General features: G+C 67.3%; 13 protein-coding genes. 9 read left to right on the top strand and 4 right to left on the bottom strand.

The genetic code is table 11. From position 1 onward, the window contains the following. The first annotated feature begins 106 nt into the window (after positions 1 to 106). The 7 genes from pstS to phoR all read left to right on the top strand — a co-directional run bounded on the left by pstS (position 107) and on the right by phoR (position 6,817). Positions 107 to 1,144 (top strand): phosphate ABC transporter substrate-binding protein PstS, encoded by a 1,038-nt coding sequence (gene pstS, locus ACSQ2F_RS10690; protein WP_436022545.1) that lies wholly within the window; start codon positions 107 to 109, stop codon positions 1,142 to 1,144. Positions 1,145 to 1,278: 134 nt separating this feature from the next. Further along, positions 1,279 to 2,256, top strand: a complete 978-nt coding sequence (gene pstC / locus ACSQ2F_RS10685; protein ID WP_436022543.1) for a phosphate ABC transporter permease PstC — start codon at positions 1,279 to 1,281, stop codon at positions 2,254 to 2,256. A 23-nt stretch (positions 2,257 to 2,279) separates the two neighbouring features. Continuing rightward, positions 2,280 to 3,131, top strand: a complete 852-nt coding sequence (gene pstA, locus ACSQ2F_RS10680; RefSeq protein WP_436026794.1) for a phosphate ABC transporter permease PstA — start codon at positions 2,280 to 2,282, stop codon at positions 3,129 to 3,131. Between the two features lie 18 nt (positions 3,132 to 3,149). Beyond that, a complete protein-coding gene (pstB, locus tag ACSQ2F_RS10675; RefSeq protein ID WP_436022541.1) occupies positions 3,150 to 3,938 on the top strand; it encodes a phosphate ABC transporter ATP-binding protein PstB in 789 nt (262 codons plus the stop codon). 64 nt (positions 3,939 to 4,002) lie between these two features. Beyond that, on the top strand, positions 4,003 to 4,710 hold the full coding sequence (gene phoU / locus ACSQ2F_RS10670) for a phosphate signaling complex protein PhoU (RefSeq protein WP_436022539.1): 708 nt from the start codon (positions 4,003 to 4,005) through the stop codon (positions 4,708 to 4,710). Between the two features lie 21 nt (positions 4,711 to 4,731). Then, positions 4,732 to 5,433 (top strand): phosphate regulon transcriptional regulator PhoB, encoded by a 702-nt coding sequence (gene phoB, locus ACSQ2F_RS10665; protein WP_436022538.1) that lies wholly within the window; start codon positions 4,732 to 4,734, stop codon positions 5,431 to 5,433. A gap of 22 nt (positions 5,434 to 5,455) precedes the next feature. Next, positions 5,456 to 6,817 (top strand): phosphate regulon sensor histidine kinase PhoR, encoded by a 1,362-nt coding sequence (gene phoR / locus ACSQ2F_RS10660; RefSeq protein WP_436022537.1) that lies wholly within the window; start codon positions 5,456 to 5,458, stop codon positions 6,815 to 6,817. A gap of 42 nt (positions 6,818 to 6,859) precedes the next feature. Here phoR and ACSQ2F_RS10655 read toward each other — a convergent pair whose 3' ends face one another. The 4 genes from ACSQ2F_RS10655 to trxA all read right to left on the bottom strand — a co-directional run bounded on the left by ACSQ2F_RS10655 (position 6,860) and on the right by trxA (position 10,989). After that, positions 6,860 to 8,530: a hypothetical protein gene (locus ACSQ2F_RS10655; RefSeq protein ID WP_436022535.1), complete on the bottom strand. Its 1,671-nt coding sequence runs from the start codon at positions 8,528 to 8,530 to the stop codon at positions 6,860 to 6,862. Positions 8,531 to 8,717: 187 nt separating this feature from the next. Beyond that, the gene (locus ACSQ2F_RS10650; RefSeq protein ID WP_436022533.1) at positions 8,718 to 8,972 is read right to left on the bottom strand and encodes a type B 50S ribosomal protein L31; all 255 of its coding nucleotides are present in this window, start codon (positions 8,970 to 8,972) and stop codon (positions 8,718 to 8,720) included. Positions 8,973 to 9,114: 142 nt separating this feature from the next. Next, a complete protein-coding gene (rho, locus tag ACSQ2F_RS10645) occupies positions 9,115 to 10,377 on the bottom strand; it encodes a transcription termination factor Rho (protein ID WP_436022531.1) in 1,263 nt (420 codons plus the stop codon). Between the two features lie 282 nt (positions 10,378 to 10,659). Next, a complete protein-coding gene (gene trxA / locus ACSQ2F_RS10640) occupies positions 10,660 to 10,989 on the bottom strand; it encodes a thioredoxin TrxA (protein WP_436022529.1) in 330 nt (109 codons plus the stop codon). A 298-nt stretch (positions 10,990 to 11,287) separates the two neighbouring features. Between trxA and ACSQ2F_RS10635 the strand changes: the two genes are divergently transcribed. Together ACSQ2F_RS10635 and ACSQ2F_RS10630 are read left to right on the top strand one after the other, a co-directional pair. Further along, a complete protein-coding gene (locus ACSQ2F_RS10635; protein WP_436022527.1) occupies positions 11,288 to 13,114 on the top strand; it encodes an HDOD domain-containing protein in 1,827 nt (608 codons plus the stop codon). Positions 13,115 to 13,127: 13 nt separating this feature from the next. Further along, complete coding sequence (locus ACSQ2F_RS10630; protein WP_436022525.1) at positions 13,128 to 15,551, top strand: protein kinase domain-containing protein; 2,424 nt, start codon at positions 13,128 to 13,130, stop codon at positions 15,549 to 15,551. The last annotated feature ends 214 nt before the right edge of the window (positions 15,552 to 15,765 follow it).

The raw sequence follows: 15,765 nt of genomic DNA, 5'->3' as shown, positions 1-15,765 counted from the left end.
GCCCAAGCATTCATGACAATTGACGCCTTGAATTGTCATGTCGCTGTCACACACCACTTTTACAGTCCGTCGTGTCTCCTCAGTCCCGTATGCGAAAGGTATGCACATGAACTTCCCTCCGATCCGCGTTGCCCTCTCGGCGCTGGCCCTGACCGCCGGCTCCGGCGTCGCCGTGGCCCAGGACGTCACGGGCGCTGGTGCCAGCTTCCCCGCTCCGCTGTATGCCAAGTGGGCTGATTCGTACAACAAGGCGACCGGCGCGCGCATCAACTACCAATCGGTGGGTTCCGGTGCCGGCATCAAGCAGATCCGCGGCAAGACGGTGGACTTCGGTGCTTCCGACGCCCCGCTGAAGGACGAAGAGCTGGCCAAGGACGGTCTGATCCAGTTCCCCACCGTCATCGGCGGCGTCATTCCGGTGGTCAACATCAAGGGCATCGCCCCGGGCCAGATCAAGCTGACCGGCCAGGTGCTGGGCGACATCTATCTCGGCAAGATCACGAAGTGGAACGATGCGGCCCTGACGGCGCTGAACCCCGGCGTGCCGCTGCCGGACGCCGCCATCTCGGTGGTGCGTCGCGCTGACGGCTCGGGCACGAGCTTCATCTTCACGAACTACCTCTCGAAGGTGAACGCCGAGTGGAAGTCGAAGGTTGGCGAAGGCACGGCCGTCAACTGGCCCACCGGCGCCGGTGGCAAGGGCAACGAAGGTGTGTCCGCCTTCGTGCAGCGCCTGCCGAACTCCATCGGGTATGTCGAATACGCCTACGTCAAGCAGAACAAGATGACGTTCACCCTCCTGAAGAACAAGGACGGTCAATTCGCCTCGCCGGATGACACCGGGTTCAAGTCGGCAGCTGCCGGCGCTGACTGGGCGAAGTCGTTCTACCAGGTGCTGACCGATCAGCCGGGCAAGGATTCGTGGCCCATCACCGGCGCCACCTTCATCATGATGCACAAGGCGCAGGACAAGCCGGCATCGGCCACGAACGCGCTCAAGTTCTTTGACTGGGCCTACACCAACGGCGACAAGGCGGCTGCCGACCTCGAGTACGTGGCGCTGCCCGAGTCGGTGAAGAACCTCGTGCGCAAGCAGTGGGGCGAGATCAAGGACACGAGCGGCAAGCCCGTCGCGTTCAAGTAATTGATCCACCCGCGCGCCGGCCAGCCGGCGCGCCCGATCGATCCGGGGCGGGGCGCTCGACGCTCCGCCCTCCAGGGCATTCCGGAGGGGCCGTGGCCGCTACACTTCCCGCATCTCACTACGAAAACGACAAGATGTCCCGTTCCGAGCCAACGGGGCGGCCCCCCGAGCGCCGGCAGTCCGCGCCCTGGGCCGACACGGTGTTTTCCGCGCTCGCCCACGGCGCGGCAATCCTGACCTTGCTGCTGCTGGCCGGCATCATCGTCTCGCTCCTGATCGGCGCCGCTCCCTCCATCCAGGCCTACGGCTTGAGCTTCCTCTGGACCAGCGACTGGGATCCGGTGCAAGACAAGTACGGTGGCCTGGTGATGATCTACGGCACGCTGATGACCTCGTTCATCGCGCTGCTGATCGCGGTTCCGGTGAGCTTCGGCATCGCGCTCTTCCTCACCGAACTCTCGCCCAACTGGCTGCGCCGTCCGCTCGGCATCGCCGTCGAGCTGCTGGCGGCCGTGCCCTCCATCGTCTACGGCATGTGGGGCCTGCTGGTGTTCAGTCCGGTGCTGTCGACCTACGTCCAGCAGCCGCTGCAATCCCTCTTTGCCGGCGTGCCGGTGCTGTCGACGTTGGTGTCCGGCGCACCGGTGGGCATCGGCATCCTGTCGGCGGGCATCATCCTGGCCATCATGATCATTCCCTTCATCGCCTCGGTGATGCGCGACGTCTTTGCCGTCACGCCGCCCATGCTGAAGGAGTCGTCGTATGCCCTCGGCTCCACCACCTGGGAGGTGGTGTTCAAGGTGGTGCTGCCCTACACCAAGACCGGTGTGATCGGCGGCATCATGCTCGGCCTCGGCCGGGCACTCGGCGAAACCATGGCCGTCACCTTCGTGATCGGCAACTTCAACCAGCTCAACAGCCTGTCGCTGTTCGAGGCCGCCAACAGCATCTCCTCGGCCCTCGCGAACGAGTTCGCCGAAGCGGGTGAGGGCCTGCACCAGGCCTCGCTCATCTACCTCGGCCTGGTGCTGTTCTTCATCACCTTCGTGGTGCTGTCGCTGTCGCGCCTGCTGTTGGCCCGCCTGAAGAAGAACGAAGGATCCCGCACGTGAACGCCACCACGCCCTTCATCCGCATGGACGCTGGCCGCCTGGCCAAGCACCGCAAGCGCAAGCTCGTCAACGGCATCGCGCTGTCGATGTCGATGCTGGCCATGGCCTTCGGCCTCTTCTGGCTGTTCTGGATCCTCTTCGAGACCATCAGTCTCGGCATCGGCGGCCTGACCTGGTCCACCTTCACCGAAATGACGCCACCGCCCATGGCCGAGACCGGCGGCCTTGCCAACGCGATCTTCGGCTCGCTGATGATGGTGGGGCTGGCCACGCTTGTCGGCACGCCCATCGGCATCCTGGCAGGCATCTACCTCGGCGAGTATGGCCAGAAGACCTGGCTCGGCAGCGCGACGCGCTTCATCAATGACATCCTGCTGTCGGCGCCCAGCATCGTCATCGGCCTGTTCATCTACTCGGTCGTCGTGTCGCAGTTCAAGTCGTTCTCAGCGATCGCCGGCATCCTCGCGCTTTCGCTGATCGTGATCCCGGTGGTCATCCGCACCACCGAGAACATGCTGACCCTGATCCCGAACGCCCTGCGCGAGGCCGCATACGCCCTCGGCACGCCCAAGTGGCGCGTCATCATGACGATCACGTTGAAGTCGGCGCGCGCCGGCGTCATCACCGGCGTGCTGCTGGCCCTGGCCCGCATCGCAGGCGAGACCGCGCCGCTGCTCTTCACGGCCTTGTCCAACCAGTTCTGGACCTCGAGCCTCACCGAACCGATGGCGAGCCTGCCCGTCACGATCTTCAAATTCGCGATGAGCCCGTATGAGAACTGGCAGAAGCTCGCCTGGGCCGGCGTCTTCCTGATCACGGTGGGCGTGCTCGCGCTGAACATCCTGGCGCGCGTGCTGTTCCGCAACAAAAACTGATTCCCCGGGGCGTACACCATGGACACCAAAGTCGACCTTCCCGCCGTGACCGACCGCCCGAAGCTGTCGGTGCGCGATCTCAATTTCTACTACGGCGCTTTCCACGCGCTGAAGCACATCAACCTCGACATTCCCGAGAAGAAGGTCACCGCCTTCATCGGGCCATCGGGCTGCGGCAAGTCCACGCTCCTGCGCACCTTCAACCGCATGTTCGAGCTGTACCCCGAGCAGCGCGCCGAAGGGTCGATCACGATCGACGGCGAGAACATCCTGAAGTCGCGGCAGGACGTCTCCCTCATCCGCGCCAAGATCGGCATGGTGTTCCAGAAGCCCACGCCGTTCCCGATGTCGATCTACGACAACATCGCCTTCGGCGTGCGCCTGTTCGAGACGCTGCCCCGTGTCGAGATGGACGAGCGGGTGGAGTGGGCCCTCAAGAAGGCCGCCCTCTGGAACGAGGTCAAGGACAAGCTCAACCAGAGCGGCTCGGGCCTCTCCGGCGGACAGCAGCAGCGGCTGTGCATCGCCCGCGGCATCGCCATCAAGCCCGAAGTCCTGCTGCTCGACGAGCCGTGCTCCGCGCTCGACCCGATTTCCACGGGCAAGATCGAGGAGCTCATCCACGAGCTCAAGGACGACTACACCGTCGTCATCGTCACCCACAACATGCAGCAGGCCGCACGCTGCTCCGATTACACCGCCTACATGTACCTCGGCGACCTGATCGAGTTCGGACCGACGTCCGAACTCTTCATGAAGCCCAAGAAGAAGGACACCGAGGACTACATCACCGGGCGCTTCGGCTGACCACGCCACCACGGACGGGCTTCGCCCCGCGCGCAACGGATCAGCACAGACACGAGGAATCGACATGAGCGACAAACACCTTTCCACCCAGTTCGACAGCGAGCTGAGCGGCATTTCCACCCGCGTGCTCGAGATGGGCGGCCTGGTCGAGTCCCAGGTGGCCCAGGCCGTCTATGCGCTGACCCACTTCAGCGGCGACATCGCCAGCGAAGTCCTGCGCAACGAGGAACGCGTCAACTCCATGGAAATGGAGATCGACCGTGATCTGTCGACCATCATCGCCCGCCGCCAGCCGACGGCCCGCGACCTGCGGCTGCTGATCGCCATCTCGAAGACCATTGCCAACCTCGAGCGCGTGGGCGACGAGGCGGCACGCATCGCCCGCACGGTGCAGCGCCTCATCAACACCGGCGTGTCGAGCCGCCTGCGCCTGCCTGTCAACGACCTGGCCCATGAGTCGGAGCTCGCGATCGCGCAACTGCGCAAGTCGCTGGACGCCTTCGCGCGGCTCGATACCCAGAAGGCCATCGAGGTCCTCAAGCAGGACGACCAGATCGACCAGGAGTTCGACGGACTGCTGCGCAAGCTCATCACCTACATGATGGAAGACCCGCGCACCATCTCGTCGAGCATCGACCTGGTATTCGTCGCCAAGGCGATCGAGCGCGTCGGCGACCACGCCAAGAACCTCGCCGAAGTCATCATCTACATCGTCAAGGGCACGGACGTTCGCCACAACACCGTCGCAGCCGTCGAGTCGATGGTGAAGTGAACAACATCTGAGGAGGAACCCATGAGTCAAGTCCTGGTGGTCGAGGACGAGTCGGCGATCGCCGAACTGATGTCCATCAACCTCCGCCATGCCGGGTACGACGTGGTGGTCGCAGCCACCGCAGACGAGGCCATCGCCCAGGTCGATCGGGTGCTGCCGGACCTCATCGTGCTGGACTGGATGCTGCCCGGCCAGAGCGGGCTGTCCCTGGCCAAGCGCTGGCGTGCCGCTCCGCGCACGCGCGAACTGCCGATCATCATGCTCACCGCCCGCGCGGAAGAGTCCGACAAGATTTCCGGCCTCGACGCCGGGGCCGATGACTACCTCACCAAGCCGTTCTCGACGCACGAACTGATGGCGCGCATTCGCGCCGTCCTTCGCCGCAAGGCGCCCGAGGCGCTCGATTCGGCCGTGGAAGTGGGCCCGCTCAAGCTCGACCCGGCCACCCGGCGGGTGTCGCGCGAACTGCAGGAAGTGCGCCTCGGCCCGACCGAGTTCCGCCTGCTGCATTTCTTCATGACGCATCCCGAGCGGGTGCACAGCCGCTCGCAGCTGCTCGACCGCGTCTGGGGCGACCACGTGTTCATCGAGGAACGCACGGTCGACGTGCACGTGAAACGCCTGCGCGAGGCGTTGTCCCCGGTGAGCTGTTCGCACATGATCGAGACGGTGCGCGGCGCGGGTTACCGCCTCACGCACCAAGTGCAGTCGCTGTCGGCCTGAGCGTCGACCTCCGAGTGTCCCGATGACCTGGCTGTTTCCGCGTTTCCTGGCGAGTGTTCTCGCGATGGCCGCCGGCGGGCTGCTGGGCTACTGGACCGGTGGTCCCATCCGCGCCTCCCTGCTGGGCGCCCTGATCGGCGGAGCGATCGGCGTGGGCATCATCGCCTTGCTGGACACCGTACGGGGCTACCGACTCATCCACTGGCTGGCCGGTTCGCAGGAGGGTGCGGCACCGCGCGATACCGGCTTCTGGGGCGAGATCGGCTACCGCGTCGAGCGGTCCATCCGCAACCGTGAACGCGGCGCGGAACAGGAACGCCTGCGCCTCGAGCAGTTCATCTCGGCCATGGAGGCCTCGCCGAACGGCATCCTGCTGCTCGACGAACGCGACCAGATCACCTGGTGCAACTCGGTGGCCGCCGACCACTTCGGGCTGGATCCCAAGCGCGACCGCCAGCAGCCCGTCACCAACCTCGTGCGCTCGCCCGGTTTCGTTGCCGCCTTGCAGCTCGAGCGCACCCAAGAACCGGTCGTGATGCCCGATCTCCACGGCCGGGGCACCCTGTCGATCGTCATCCGCACCTACGGCGAGGGCTTGCGCCTCGTGATCTCCCACGACATCACCCAGCGCGAGCGGGCCGATGCCATGCGGCGGGACTTCGTCGCCAACGTCTCCCACGAAATCCGCACGCCGCTCACGGTGCTTGCCGGCTTCATCGAGACCATGGGCAACCTGCCGCTCACCGAGCCCGAGCGCCGGCGCGTGCTCACCCTGATGGGCCAGCAGACCCAGCGCATGCAGACGCTGGTTGCCGACCTGCTCACGCTCGCCCAGCTCGAAGGCAGCCCCCGGCCCGCCAGCGACCGCTGGGTGCCGCTGGCCAAGCTCTTTGCCCAGGCGCAGGCCGACGCGGCCGGCCTGTCCATGGGCCGGCACCAGTTCAAGTTCCCCGAGCAGTGCCCCGCTCAGGTGGCGGGCAACGAGGCCGAGTTCCTCAGCGCCATCACCAACGTTGTCAACAACGCCGTTCGCTACACGCCCGAGGGCGGGGCCATCACCGTGAGCTGGCGGGTGCGGGAGGACGGGTCAGGCGAGGTGGCGGTGGCCGACACCGGCATCGGCATCGACCGCGAGCACATCCCCCGTCTCACGGAGCGCTTCTATCGGGTCGATGGCAGCCGGTCGCGCGATACGGGCGGTACCGGCCTCGGCCTGTCGATCGTCAAGCACGTGGTGCAGCGGCATGGCGGCGAACTCGAGGTTCGCAGCGAGGTCGGCAAGGGGTCGCGCTTCATCCTGATCCTGCCGCCGGCCCGGGTCCGGGCTGGGCGAAGCGACCCGGGCACCCCGCAGATCAACGCGCCCGAGCGTTCAGCCGCCTGACGCGGGCAGGGTCCATGCGGCCCGCCGAGTGAACTTCAGCGCTCAGCGCTGCCCGAGGCGGGTGCGGCGGTAGACGGCGACGATGGTGTCGTTGTCGGTCGGCCGCGCCTCGCGAGCCACCAGGGTCCAGCCCGAGCTGACCTCGATCGGACGGTCCCGCGTCTCGGTCAGCACGAGGATGTCGCAGTCGGACGCCTGCTCGTCGCCGACCGCATCCACCGCGTACCGGCCGAAGTACTCGAACGCGGCGGCCAGGCCCACGTTCATGCCGGGCGCCGCGAGGCAATGGCCCTCGGGCACGTGCTGCGCGACACGGTTCACCAGCGGCCGGTAGCTTCGCGCGTAGTCGAGCACGGGCAGCCACAGCGTCATCGCCAGCAGCCAGCACAGCGCGACACCCCCCGCCGGAAGCGCCAGGCTCTTCCACAGCGGATGCCGGTTGCGGCCGGTGCGCCACATCACGAGCCACAGCCAGGCGGCCGATGCGAGCAGGCCCAGCACCAGTTCGAAACCGGAGAACTGAGGCACGAAGCCCACCGCCAGCTTGGCCACGTTCGCGGCCGGCTTGGCCGGCCAACCGGTCTGCATCGCCACGTACATCACCCAGACGAAGAGCGCGCAAATGGTGAAGAAGAACACCGAGAACCAGTCGATGGCCGCAGCGGTGCTTCGCTGCAGCGTCGGGAGGATGAACGCCGCCAGGACCGCGAGCGAGGGCAGGGCGAGCATCAGGGCGCGGTCCGACCCGCCCATCGCCACGCAGGCGAGCAACGCCACGAGCGCGCCGCACAAGGGCACGGAGATGTGCCGGTGCATCAGGTGCTTGCGCCAACGCCACAGCGTCCAGAGGGCCAGCGGCCAGGCGGGCCACAGGAACCAGAGCAGCTGGCGCAGCAGCGAACCGATGGAGCCGATGCGCTCGTACCCGCGCAGGCGCCATCCCCAGGCGCCGAATACGGTTGCGGCCACCGCCGCCAGCACCAGCGCGGCCGCGATCCACAGCATCAGGCGGCGCACCGGCTCGTAGCTCGATTGCCGGCACACCAGCAGCCCGCCGAGCCCTAGCGCGATGGCAATGCTCGGTGCGCCGCTGGCCGCCATGATGGGGAGGGAGGCCATCAGTGCGACCTGTGACTGCCAGCCGCGGTACGGGCGGGCGGCGAGCGCGTAGAGAAAGAGCGCCGCGCCAAAGAGCTGCCCGAGCTCGGGCGTGGTCTCGTGGCCCAGCTGCAGCAGTCCGAGCGAGGCGATCAGCGCCAGCAGGGCCCCATCGGCCACGGCCCGGGCATAGTCGATCGGCTTGGCCTCGCCGCCGAACGCGAATGCCAGCGGCTGGGCGGCTTCGGTTCGGGCAAGGTGGAAGGTGCTGTACCAGGTCAGCATCATCACCAGGCCCAGCAGGATGGCGAACGGGATGCGGGCGGCCAGCGGCGCGCCGACCCAGGGACCCAGCAGGTGGATGAAGGCGGCGCCGAGCCAGTAGGGCAGGACGGCGCCATCGGCGGGAAGACCGCCAACGGTCGGCGCGAGCCAGTGGCCCTGGCCTCGGGCGATGTCCATCATGAAGCCGAAGGCCGTGATGTCCGCGTTCTTCCAGGGATCGCGGCCGAAGAGGCCGGGCAGCAGGTACGCCGCGCTCAGCAGCAGCAGCGCCACGCGCGGCAGGCGCTGCGCAGCACGTTCGGTGACCAGGGCAGGGTTCGGGGAGTTCAAGGGTCGCGGTGGCGCAAATTCGTGATCATGCCCTAAGGTCCGGCTGCACGGGCTTGTCCGTGTCGGGGCGTGGAGGCGGACAGGGACAAGGGGCCGACGGCAGGGCAACAAAAAAGGCAGCCGAGGCTGCCTTTTCCGATGCGATGAAGCCGCAAGCGGCCCAGGCCGCTTCGTGCAACCAAAGAGATTACTTCTTCAGGTGCGCGAACTTGTTGCGGAACTTCTCGACGCGGCCGCCCAGGGAGTCGACGCTCTTCTGGGTGCCGGTGTAGAACGGATGCGATTCGCTCGTGGTTTCCAGCTTGAAGAGCGGCACTTCACGGCCATCGTCGAGCTTGGTCATTTCCTTCGTCTGCGCGCACGAGCGCGTCACGAACTTGAAACCGTTCGACAGGTCCACGAAGCAGACGTCGCGGTAGTTGGGGTGAATGCCTTCTTTCATGGGAGAACCTTTTCGCTGTTGAACCCGGAAGCCACACCGAACCCTTCGGCGCACTTTCCAGAATGCGGGAAACCGCAGATTATAGCCTGCGCGGAAGGGCGCGCGCCGCAATTTGAGCGCTCGCCCGTGATGCAGTCGGGGCTCAGCCGCCGCGACGCATCATGTCGAAGAAGTCCAGGTTGGTCTTCGTCGACTTCATCTTGTCGAGGATGAACTCCATCGCCTCGATCTCGTCCATCGAGTACAGCAGCTTGCGCAGGATCCAGGTCTTCTGGAGGATCTCCGGCTTGAGCAGCAACTCCTCGCGGCGCGTGCCCGACTTGTTCAGCAGGATCGACGGGTAGACCCGCTTCTCGGCCATGCGGCGGTCGAGGTGGATCTCGCAGTTGCCGGTGCCCTTGAACTCCTCGTAGATCACTTCGTCCATGCGGCTGCCGGTGTCGACGAGGGCGGTGCCGATGATGGTCAGCGAGCCGCCTTCCTCGATGTTGCGCGCCGCACCGAAGAAGCGCTTGGGGCGCTGCAGGGCGTTGGAGTCAACGCCGCCGGTCAGCACCTTGCCTGATGACGGCAGCACGTTGTTGTAGGCGCGGGCCAGGCGGGTGATCGAGTCCAGAAGGATGATCACGTCCTTCTTCATCTCGACCAGGCGCTTGGCGCGTTCGATCACCATCTCGGCCACCTGCACGTGGCGTGCGGCGGGTTCGTCGAAGGTGGAGCTGATGACCTCGCCGCGCACCGTGCGCTGCATTTCGGTCACTTCCTCGGGGCGCTCGTCGACGAGCAGCACGATGAGGTAGACGTCGGGGTAGTTCGCCGTGAGGGCGTGTGCGAGGTTCTGCATCATCACCGTCTTGCCGCTCTTGGGCGGGGCGACGAGCAGCGCGCGCTGGCCTTTGCCGAGCGGTGCGATCAGGTCGATGATGCGGCCGGTGATGTTCTCCTCGGCCTTGATGTCGCGCTCGAGCCTGAACTGTTCCTTGGGGAACAGCGGGGTCAGGTTCTCGAACATGATCTTGTGCTTGCTCTCCTCGGGCGTGAGGCCGTTCACCCGGTCGACCTTCACGAGGGCGAAGTAGCGTTCACCGTCCTTGGGGACCCGGACTTCGCCTTCAATGGCGTCGCCGGTGTGCAGGTTGAAGCGGCGGATCTGACTCGGCGACAGGTAGATGTCGTCGGTCGAAGCCATGTAGCTCGCGTCAGGGGCCCGCAGGAAGCCGAAACCGTCGGGCAGCACTTCCAGCACGCCGTCGCCGAACACCTGCTCGCCCGCCTTGGCGCGTTTCTTCATGATCGCGAACATCAGCTCCTGCTTGCGCATTCGCGTGACGGCGTCGATTTCCAGTTCCTCGCCCATCTTGATGAGCTCGGAGACGTGGAGGGCTTTCAGTTCTGACAGATGCATGGGTGGGGACCCTGGGGTGAAGCCAGTCGGGCTGGCGCGTTGTGCTGGACAGCACTGCAATGACGGCCACCGGCGCCGGCGTTCCGGCCGATGGCGGCTTGCGTGATACCGAACGAACCGGTGTGCACTGCGGGATTTTCCGGGCACGCCCGGACGAACAAACAAGCTGGGGAGGGGGGCCGAACCCTGGCGCCGCCGAAGCGGGCAGGGTGGCAAATCTTCAGGCAGTGGAGCGACGTGCGCCGGTGTCAGCGGACGCCGCATCCATTGCGGTTGGCGCGATTATAGATGAGTGTCGATGAAGGCGGTCAACTGGGCCTTCGACAATGCGCCAACCTTGGTGGCGGCCAGCTGGCCGTCCTTGAACAGCATGAGCGTCGGGATGCCGCGGATGCCGAACTTGGCCGGCACATCACGGTTCTCGTCGACGTTCATCTTGGCGATCTTGAGGCGCCCGTCGTAGTCCTTCGACACTTCGTCGAGGATGGGAGCAATCATCTTGCACGGGCCGCACCACTCGGCCCAGTAGTCCACCAGCACAGGCTGGCCGGCTTTGAGCACGTCGCTTTCAAAGGAAGCGTCCGTGGTGTGTTTGATCAGTTCGCTGCTCATGGTCGTGTCCTGGAGGCATGGGCCACTTGGCAGAGGCCAAGTGGAATGGTTGGGCAATTTTGACACAAACCCCCGGGGATACGTCGGGGCGCCTCAGCCGTTCTTCCTATGGCCGCCATAGCGCCCGCCCGAAGCGCGGCAGGCAAGCGGGCTGCGACGCGTGAGGTCTTTGCCGAAACCGCGCGAGAACGGGGATTAGGCACGGATTCCGGCGCCACATCCGCGCATCGCGAATCAGGCGCCGGGTTCCAATACGCTAGAACTGCCACCGCCTCCGCCCACCGCCACGTCGCGCCCGATGTCCGCCACCGAAATCCCTGTCGCCAAGCCAGCCGCCACGCGGGTGTTCGGCCGCTTCGAGCTCCGACGGTTGTTGGGCAAGAGTGCCCGCAGCATGAGCTGGCTCGCGCTCGACCCCCGGTCGGGCCAGGAGGTCATGCTGACCATGCCTCGCGTGCAGCCCGCTGACGAGACAGCCCTCCACACCTGGAAGAACGACGTGGAGCAGGGCTCCCGCCTGAACCACCCGAACCTCGCCCATGTGATCGAGATCGGCGTGCACGACGGCTGGCCGTATGTGAGCGTCGATCGGGCGCTCGGCCTGACCCTCGGCGAGCGCCTGGAGACCCAGCGCGCGACGCCCACCGCCGATGCCGTCGACTGGACGCTGCAGATGCTCGAGGGCCTCGCCTTCGCCCACCAGGCAGCCGTTGCCCATGGCGACCTTCAAGTCCACCAGGTGCTGGTGAGCGACCAAGGCATCGTGCGGGTGATGGGCCTCGCCGCGAGCGGCCTGACCTATTCCGACGGTGCGGCGCGCACCCGCGCCGCCGCTGAAGCCCCGAGCCTGCGGGTCAGCCGCACGGCCGCCCAACGCGACGTGCTCACGGCCGGCCTGCTGATGCACCACCTGCTGGCGGGGGCACCCGCGCTCGACGAGCCGGACACCTCCAAGGTGATCGACCGCCTGCCGCCGCTTGGCCGCGACATCATCCGCCTGCCCTGGACCACGCCGCAGCCGGTGGCGGAGGGCCTGCGTGCCATCGCCAACCGCACGACGGACCGCCAGGAGCGCCACCGCTACCACAACGCCCGCACGCTGCTGAGGGCGCTGCACGGTTGGCGCGATGCCGCCGCGCAGGACGCGGGCGGGCCGCTCGCCCTGCTGCTCGACCGCCTGCACACCGTCGGGCACCTGCCCGCCCGGCCCGGGGTCGGTGCGCGTGTTGCTCGGCTTGCGATGGCCGAGGGCCAGCGCACGGACGAAATGGCCGAGCAGGTGCTGCAGGACATGGCCCTGAGCTTCGAGCTTCTGCGCCACGTCAACTCCGCCCAGGTGCAAGGGACGCAAGCCTCCGGCAGCGCGCCGGTGCTCACGCTGCGGCGTGCCATTGCGCTCGTGGGCGTGAAGGGCCTGAGGCAGGCGGCATCGAGCCTGCGGCCCTGGCCCGGACCCTTGTCCGAGCCCCATGCCGAGGCGCTGGCCACCCTGATGGACCGCGTTCGCCTGGCCGGCCACACCGCCCAGGCCCTGCGGCCCGCTGGCTATGATCCGGAAGTGGTGTACCTGGTCACCTTGCTGCAGAACCTGGGCCGCTTGCTGGTGCAATACCACTTCCCCGACGAGGCGCAACAGATCCGCGACCTGATGCACACCTTGCCGCCCGTGGCGGTCGGTGAGCCCGATGAGCCCGGCATGACGGAAGAGGCGGCGTCCTTCGCCGTCCTCGGCATCGACAGCGAGTCGCTCGGCGCTGCCGTGGCGCGCCACTGGGGCCTGACCGACGACGTGCTGCACATGGTGCGCCGCCTGACGACTCAGCGTCCGGTGCGGGCCGCTGACGGCGACGGCGACGTGCTGCGCATGGTGGCGAGCCTGGCCAACGAGGTGGTCGATGCCGTGACCACCTTGCCGTCCACCAAGGTCGGCGCCGCGCTCACCGCGCTGGCCCAGCGCTACGCGCGCGGCATCGAGCTGAGTGCTCGCGACATCGGCGAGGCCCTGCAGGCGGGGCGGGCGGCCATGAAGGGCGTGGCGATACCGCCGCGGCCGACCGACGCCGTTGCCGCAACGGTGGCGACACCCGCGGCGCCTCGCGTCGACGTTGCGCGCAACGTTCTCTGACCCACCCACGACCATGACCGCGCTCGCCGCACCGCCGACCCGTCTCGGCCGCTTCGAACTGCGCCGCCAGCTGGGCCGGGGCGCGCAGGCGTCGGTGTGGCTGGCCTTCGACCCCCGACTGGAGCGCGAGGTCGCCGTCAAGCTGATGCACATGGGCGCCACGGCTGCCACCGCTGGCGCCTGGCTGCAGGAAGCCCGCAGCGTCAGCCGCCTGAACCATCCGCACATCGTGCCCTTGTTCGAGGCCGACATGCACGGCCAGCAGGCCTACCTGGTCTTCGAGTACGTGGCCGGGCGCACCTTGGCCGAGTACCTGCGGGCAAAGGGCGCCATGGCACCCCGCGATGCCGTGCAACTGATGATTCCCGTGCTGGACGCACTGGAGTCGGCCCACGCCGCCGGGGTGATCCACCGCGACCTGAAGCCCTCGAACATCCTGCTCGACGGCCAGGGGCGCGCACGCGTGATGGACTTCGGCATCGCGGCGCGCGCCACCGATGCCGCCCATCAGCAGGTCGTCGGCACGCCGGGCTACCTGTCACCCGAGGCGACCCAGGGCGTGCGGCCCTCGGCCGCCATGGATGTGTTTTCCGCCGGCCTCGTGCTGGCCGAACTGTTGGCCGGACGCCCGGTCATTGCCGAGCGGGACCCCATCCGCGCCCTGTACCGCGTCACCCACGAGGACCTGCCGCTGCCCGACGGCATGCCGCTGGAGGCCGACGATGCCTTGCGGGCCATCGTCCAGCGGGCCATCGCCCGCGACCCCTCGCGCCGCCATCCGAGCGCGCAGGAGCTGCGCGACGCGCTGCAGCAATGGCTTCATCCGAAGGCGGTGATGGCCCAAGGCGTGGATGCGCCGGTGGCGGCCAGCAGCGCCACGCTCGACTTCCTGCTCCGGCGCATGCGCCACAAGACCGACTTCCCCGCGCTGTCCGACTCCGTCGGGCGCATCCAGCGGGTGGCCAACTCCGAGAACGAGAGCATCGCCAGCCTGTCGGGCGAGATCCTCAAGGACGTGGCGCTGACCAACAAGCTGCTGCGGCTGGTGAACACCGCCCACTACAGCCAGGCGGGTGGGGGCAGCATCAGCACGGTGTCGCGCGCGGTGGCACTGATCGGTTTCGCGGGCATCCGCAACATGGCGCTGAGCCTGGTGCTGCTCGAGCACATGCATGACAAGGCCCATGCGAACCTGCTCAAGGAGGAGTTCCTGCGTTCGCTCATGGCCGGCTCGCTGGCGAGCGAGCTGCGCGCCACGGCGCGTGACGGCGAGGAAGCCTTCATCGGCGCGATGTTCCAGAACCTCGGACGCCTGCTCACCGAGTTCTACTTCCCCGAGGAAGCGCGTGCCGTTCGCAACCTCCGGGCGCCCGATGGCTCGGGGCGCAGCATCGAGAGCGAGGCCGCTGCCTCCTTCCGGATCCTCGGCCTGAGCTTCGAGGAATTGGGCCTCGGCGTGGCCAAGGCGTGGGGCCTGCCCGAGGGCCTGCAACGCTGCATGCGCCGCCCTCCTACCGAGGTGCCCTCCCAGGTGCCGGGCAAGGCGGCCGATCAGCTGCGCTGGGTGGCCTTTGTCGCCAACGAAGTGACCGACGTGCTCCTGCAGGCCGAACCGGGCCAGACCAGCCAGGCGATCGCGCGCGTCGCTGACCGCTACGCCCGCGTCCTGGGCGTCAGCAGCCGCGACATGCAGGCGGCGGCCGTGCTCGCCCAGCAGCGGGTGGCGGAACTGGCGAGGGCCATGGGCCTGCAGGTGCAGCCCGGCTCTCCCATGCGGCGGCTGCTCGCTCCGCCGGGCAATGGCACCGGTGCGGCGGCGCCAGCCGACAGTCTCACGGCGCACGAGCTGCATGCCACCCGACCGGCCGATGAATCGACCGGTGCGGACGCGCCGCGTGAAGCGCCCGCCGCCGACGCGGCGGCGATGCTGGCCGCCGGTATCCAGGACATCACCAACACCATGGTGGAGGACTTCAAGCTCAACGAGGTGCTGCGCATGATCCTCGAGACCATGCTGCGCGCCCTCGGTTTCCAGCGCATCGTCTTCTGCCTGCGGGATCCCCGCACCGAAACGCTGACCGGCCGCTTCGGCCTTGGCCAGGGCGTCGAGGGCGTGACACCGCATTTCCGCGTCGCCTTGCGTCCCAGCGCGGGCACACCGCCGGACCTCTTCACGGCCGTTTGCCTGAAGGGTGCCGACACGCTCATCTCCGACGCCACGATCGGCACCATCGCCGGCCGGCTGCCGGCCTGGTACACCCGGTCGGTCAATGCGCCGGCCTTCCTGCTCCTGCCCCTGCTCATGAAGGGCGCGCCCTTCGCGCTCATCTACGCCGACAAGTCGGTGCCGGGCGGCATCGAACTGGGCGAAAAGGAACTGTCACTGCTGCGCACCTTGCGCAACCAGGCCGTGATGGCCTTCAAGCAGTCCAGCTGAACGCCAGCGGGTACGAACTCGTACCCGCTCTGATCTCGCCGACGCACCTGACGTGATGCGCGTCACGCTGCATGGCGTGATGCGCCCGCGGGTCACGGGTAATCCCCTTGGTGCACGGTCGTGCGCTGCTCAAGAATCGCCCCGTTGCTGTTTCATTTGGCTACGTGTGGATGACACGGCAACCCACAACCACAACGGGAAGACGGAGAGAGTC

It is taken from the genome of Rhizobacter sp. LjRoot28, assembly GCF_964253025.1.
Taxonomy (GTDB): Bacteria; Pseudomonadota; Gammaproteobacteria; order Burkholderiales; family Burkholderiaceae_C; genus Rhizobacter.
This window is presented reverse-complemented; position numbering and strand designations above follow the sequence as displayed.

Excerpts from the sequence above, each read along its gene's own strand:
- pstS (WP_436022545.1), top strand. The coding sequence starts at position 107 with ATGAACTTCCCTCCGATCCGCGTTGCCCTCTCGGCGCTGGCCCTGACC.
- pstC (WP_436022543.1), top strand. The coding sequence starts at position 1,279 with ATGTCCCGTTCCGAGCCAACGGGGCGGCCCCCCGAGCGCCGGCAGTCC.
- pstA (WP_436026794.1), top strand. The coding sequence starts at position 2,280 with ATGGACGCTGGCCGCCTGGCCAAGCACCGCAAGCGCAAGCTCGTCAAC.
- pstB (WP_436022541.1), top strand. The coding sequence starts at position 3,150 with ATGGACACCAAAGTCGACCTTCCCGCCGTGACCGACCGCCCGAAGCTG.
- phoU (WP_436022539.1), top strand. The coding sequence starts at position 4,003 with ATGAGCGACAAACACCTTTCCACCCAGTTCGACAGCGAGCTGAGCGGC.
- phoB (WP_436022538.1), top strand. The coding sequence starts at position 4,732 with ATGAGTCAAGTCCTGGTGGTCGAGGACGAGTCGGCGATCGCCGAACTG.
- phoR (WP_436022537.1), top strand. The coding sequence starts at position 5,456 with ATGACCTGGCTGTTTCCGCGTTTCCTGGCGAGTGTTCTCGCGATGGCC.
- ACSQ2F_RS10650 (WP_436022533.1), bottom strand. The coding sequence starts at position 8,972 with ATGAAAGAAGGCATTCACCCCAACTACCGCGACGTCTGCTTCGTGGAC.
- rho (WP_436022531.1), bottom strand. The coding sequence starts at position 10,377 with ATGCATCTGTCAGAACTGAAAGCCCTCCACGTCTCCGAGCTCATCAAG.
- trxA (WP_436022529.1), bottom strand. The coding sequence starts at position 10,989 with ATGAGCAGCGAACTGATCAAACACACCACGGACGCTTCCTTTGAAAGC.
- ACSQ2F_RS10635 (WP_436022527.1), top strand. The coding sequence starts at position 11,288 with ATGTCCGCCACCGAAATCCCTGTCGCCAAGCCAGCCGCCACGCGGGTG.
- ACSQ2F_RS10630 (WP_436022525.1), top strand. The coding sequence starts at position 13,128 with ATGACCGCGCTCGCCGCACCGCCGACCCGTCTCGGCCGCTTCGAACTG.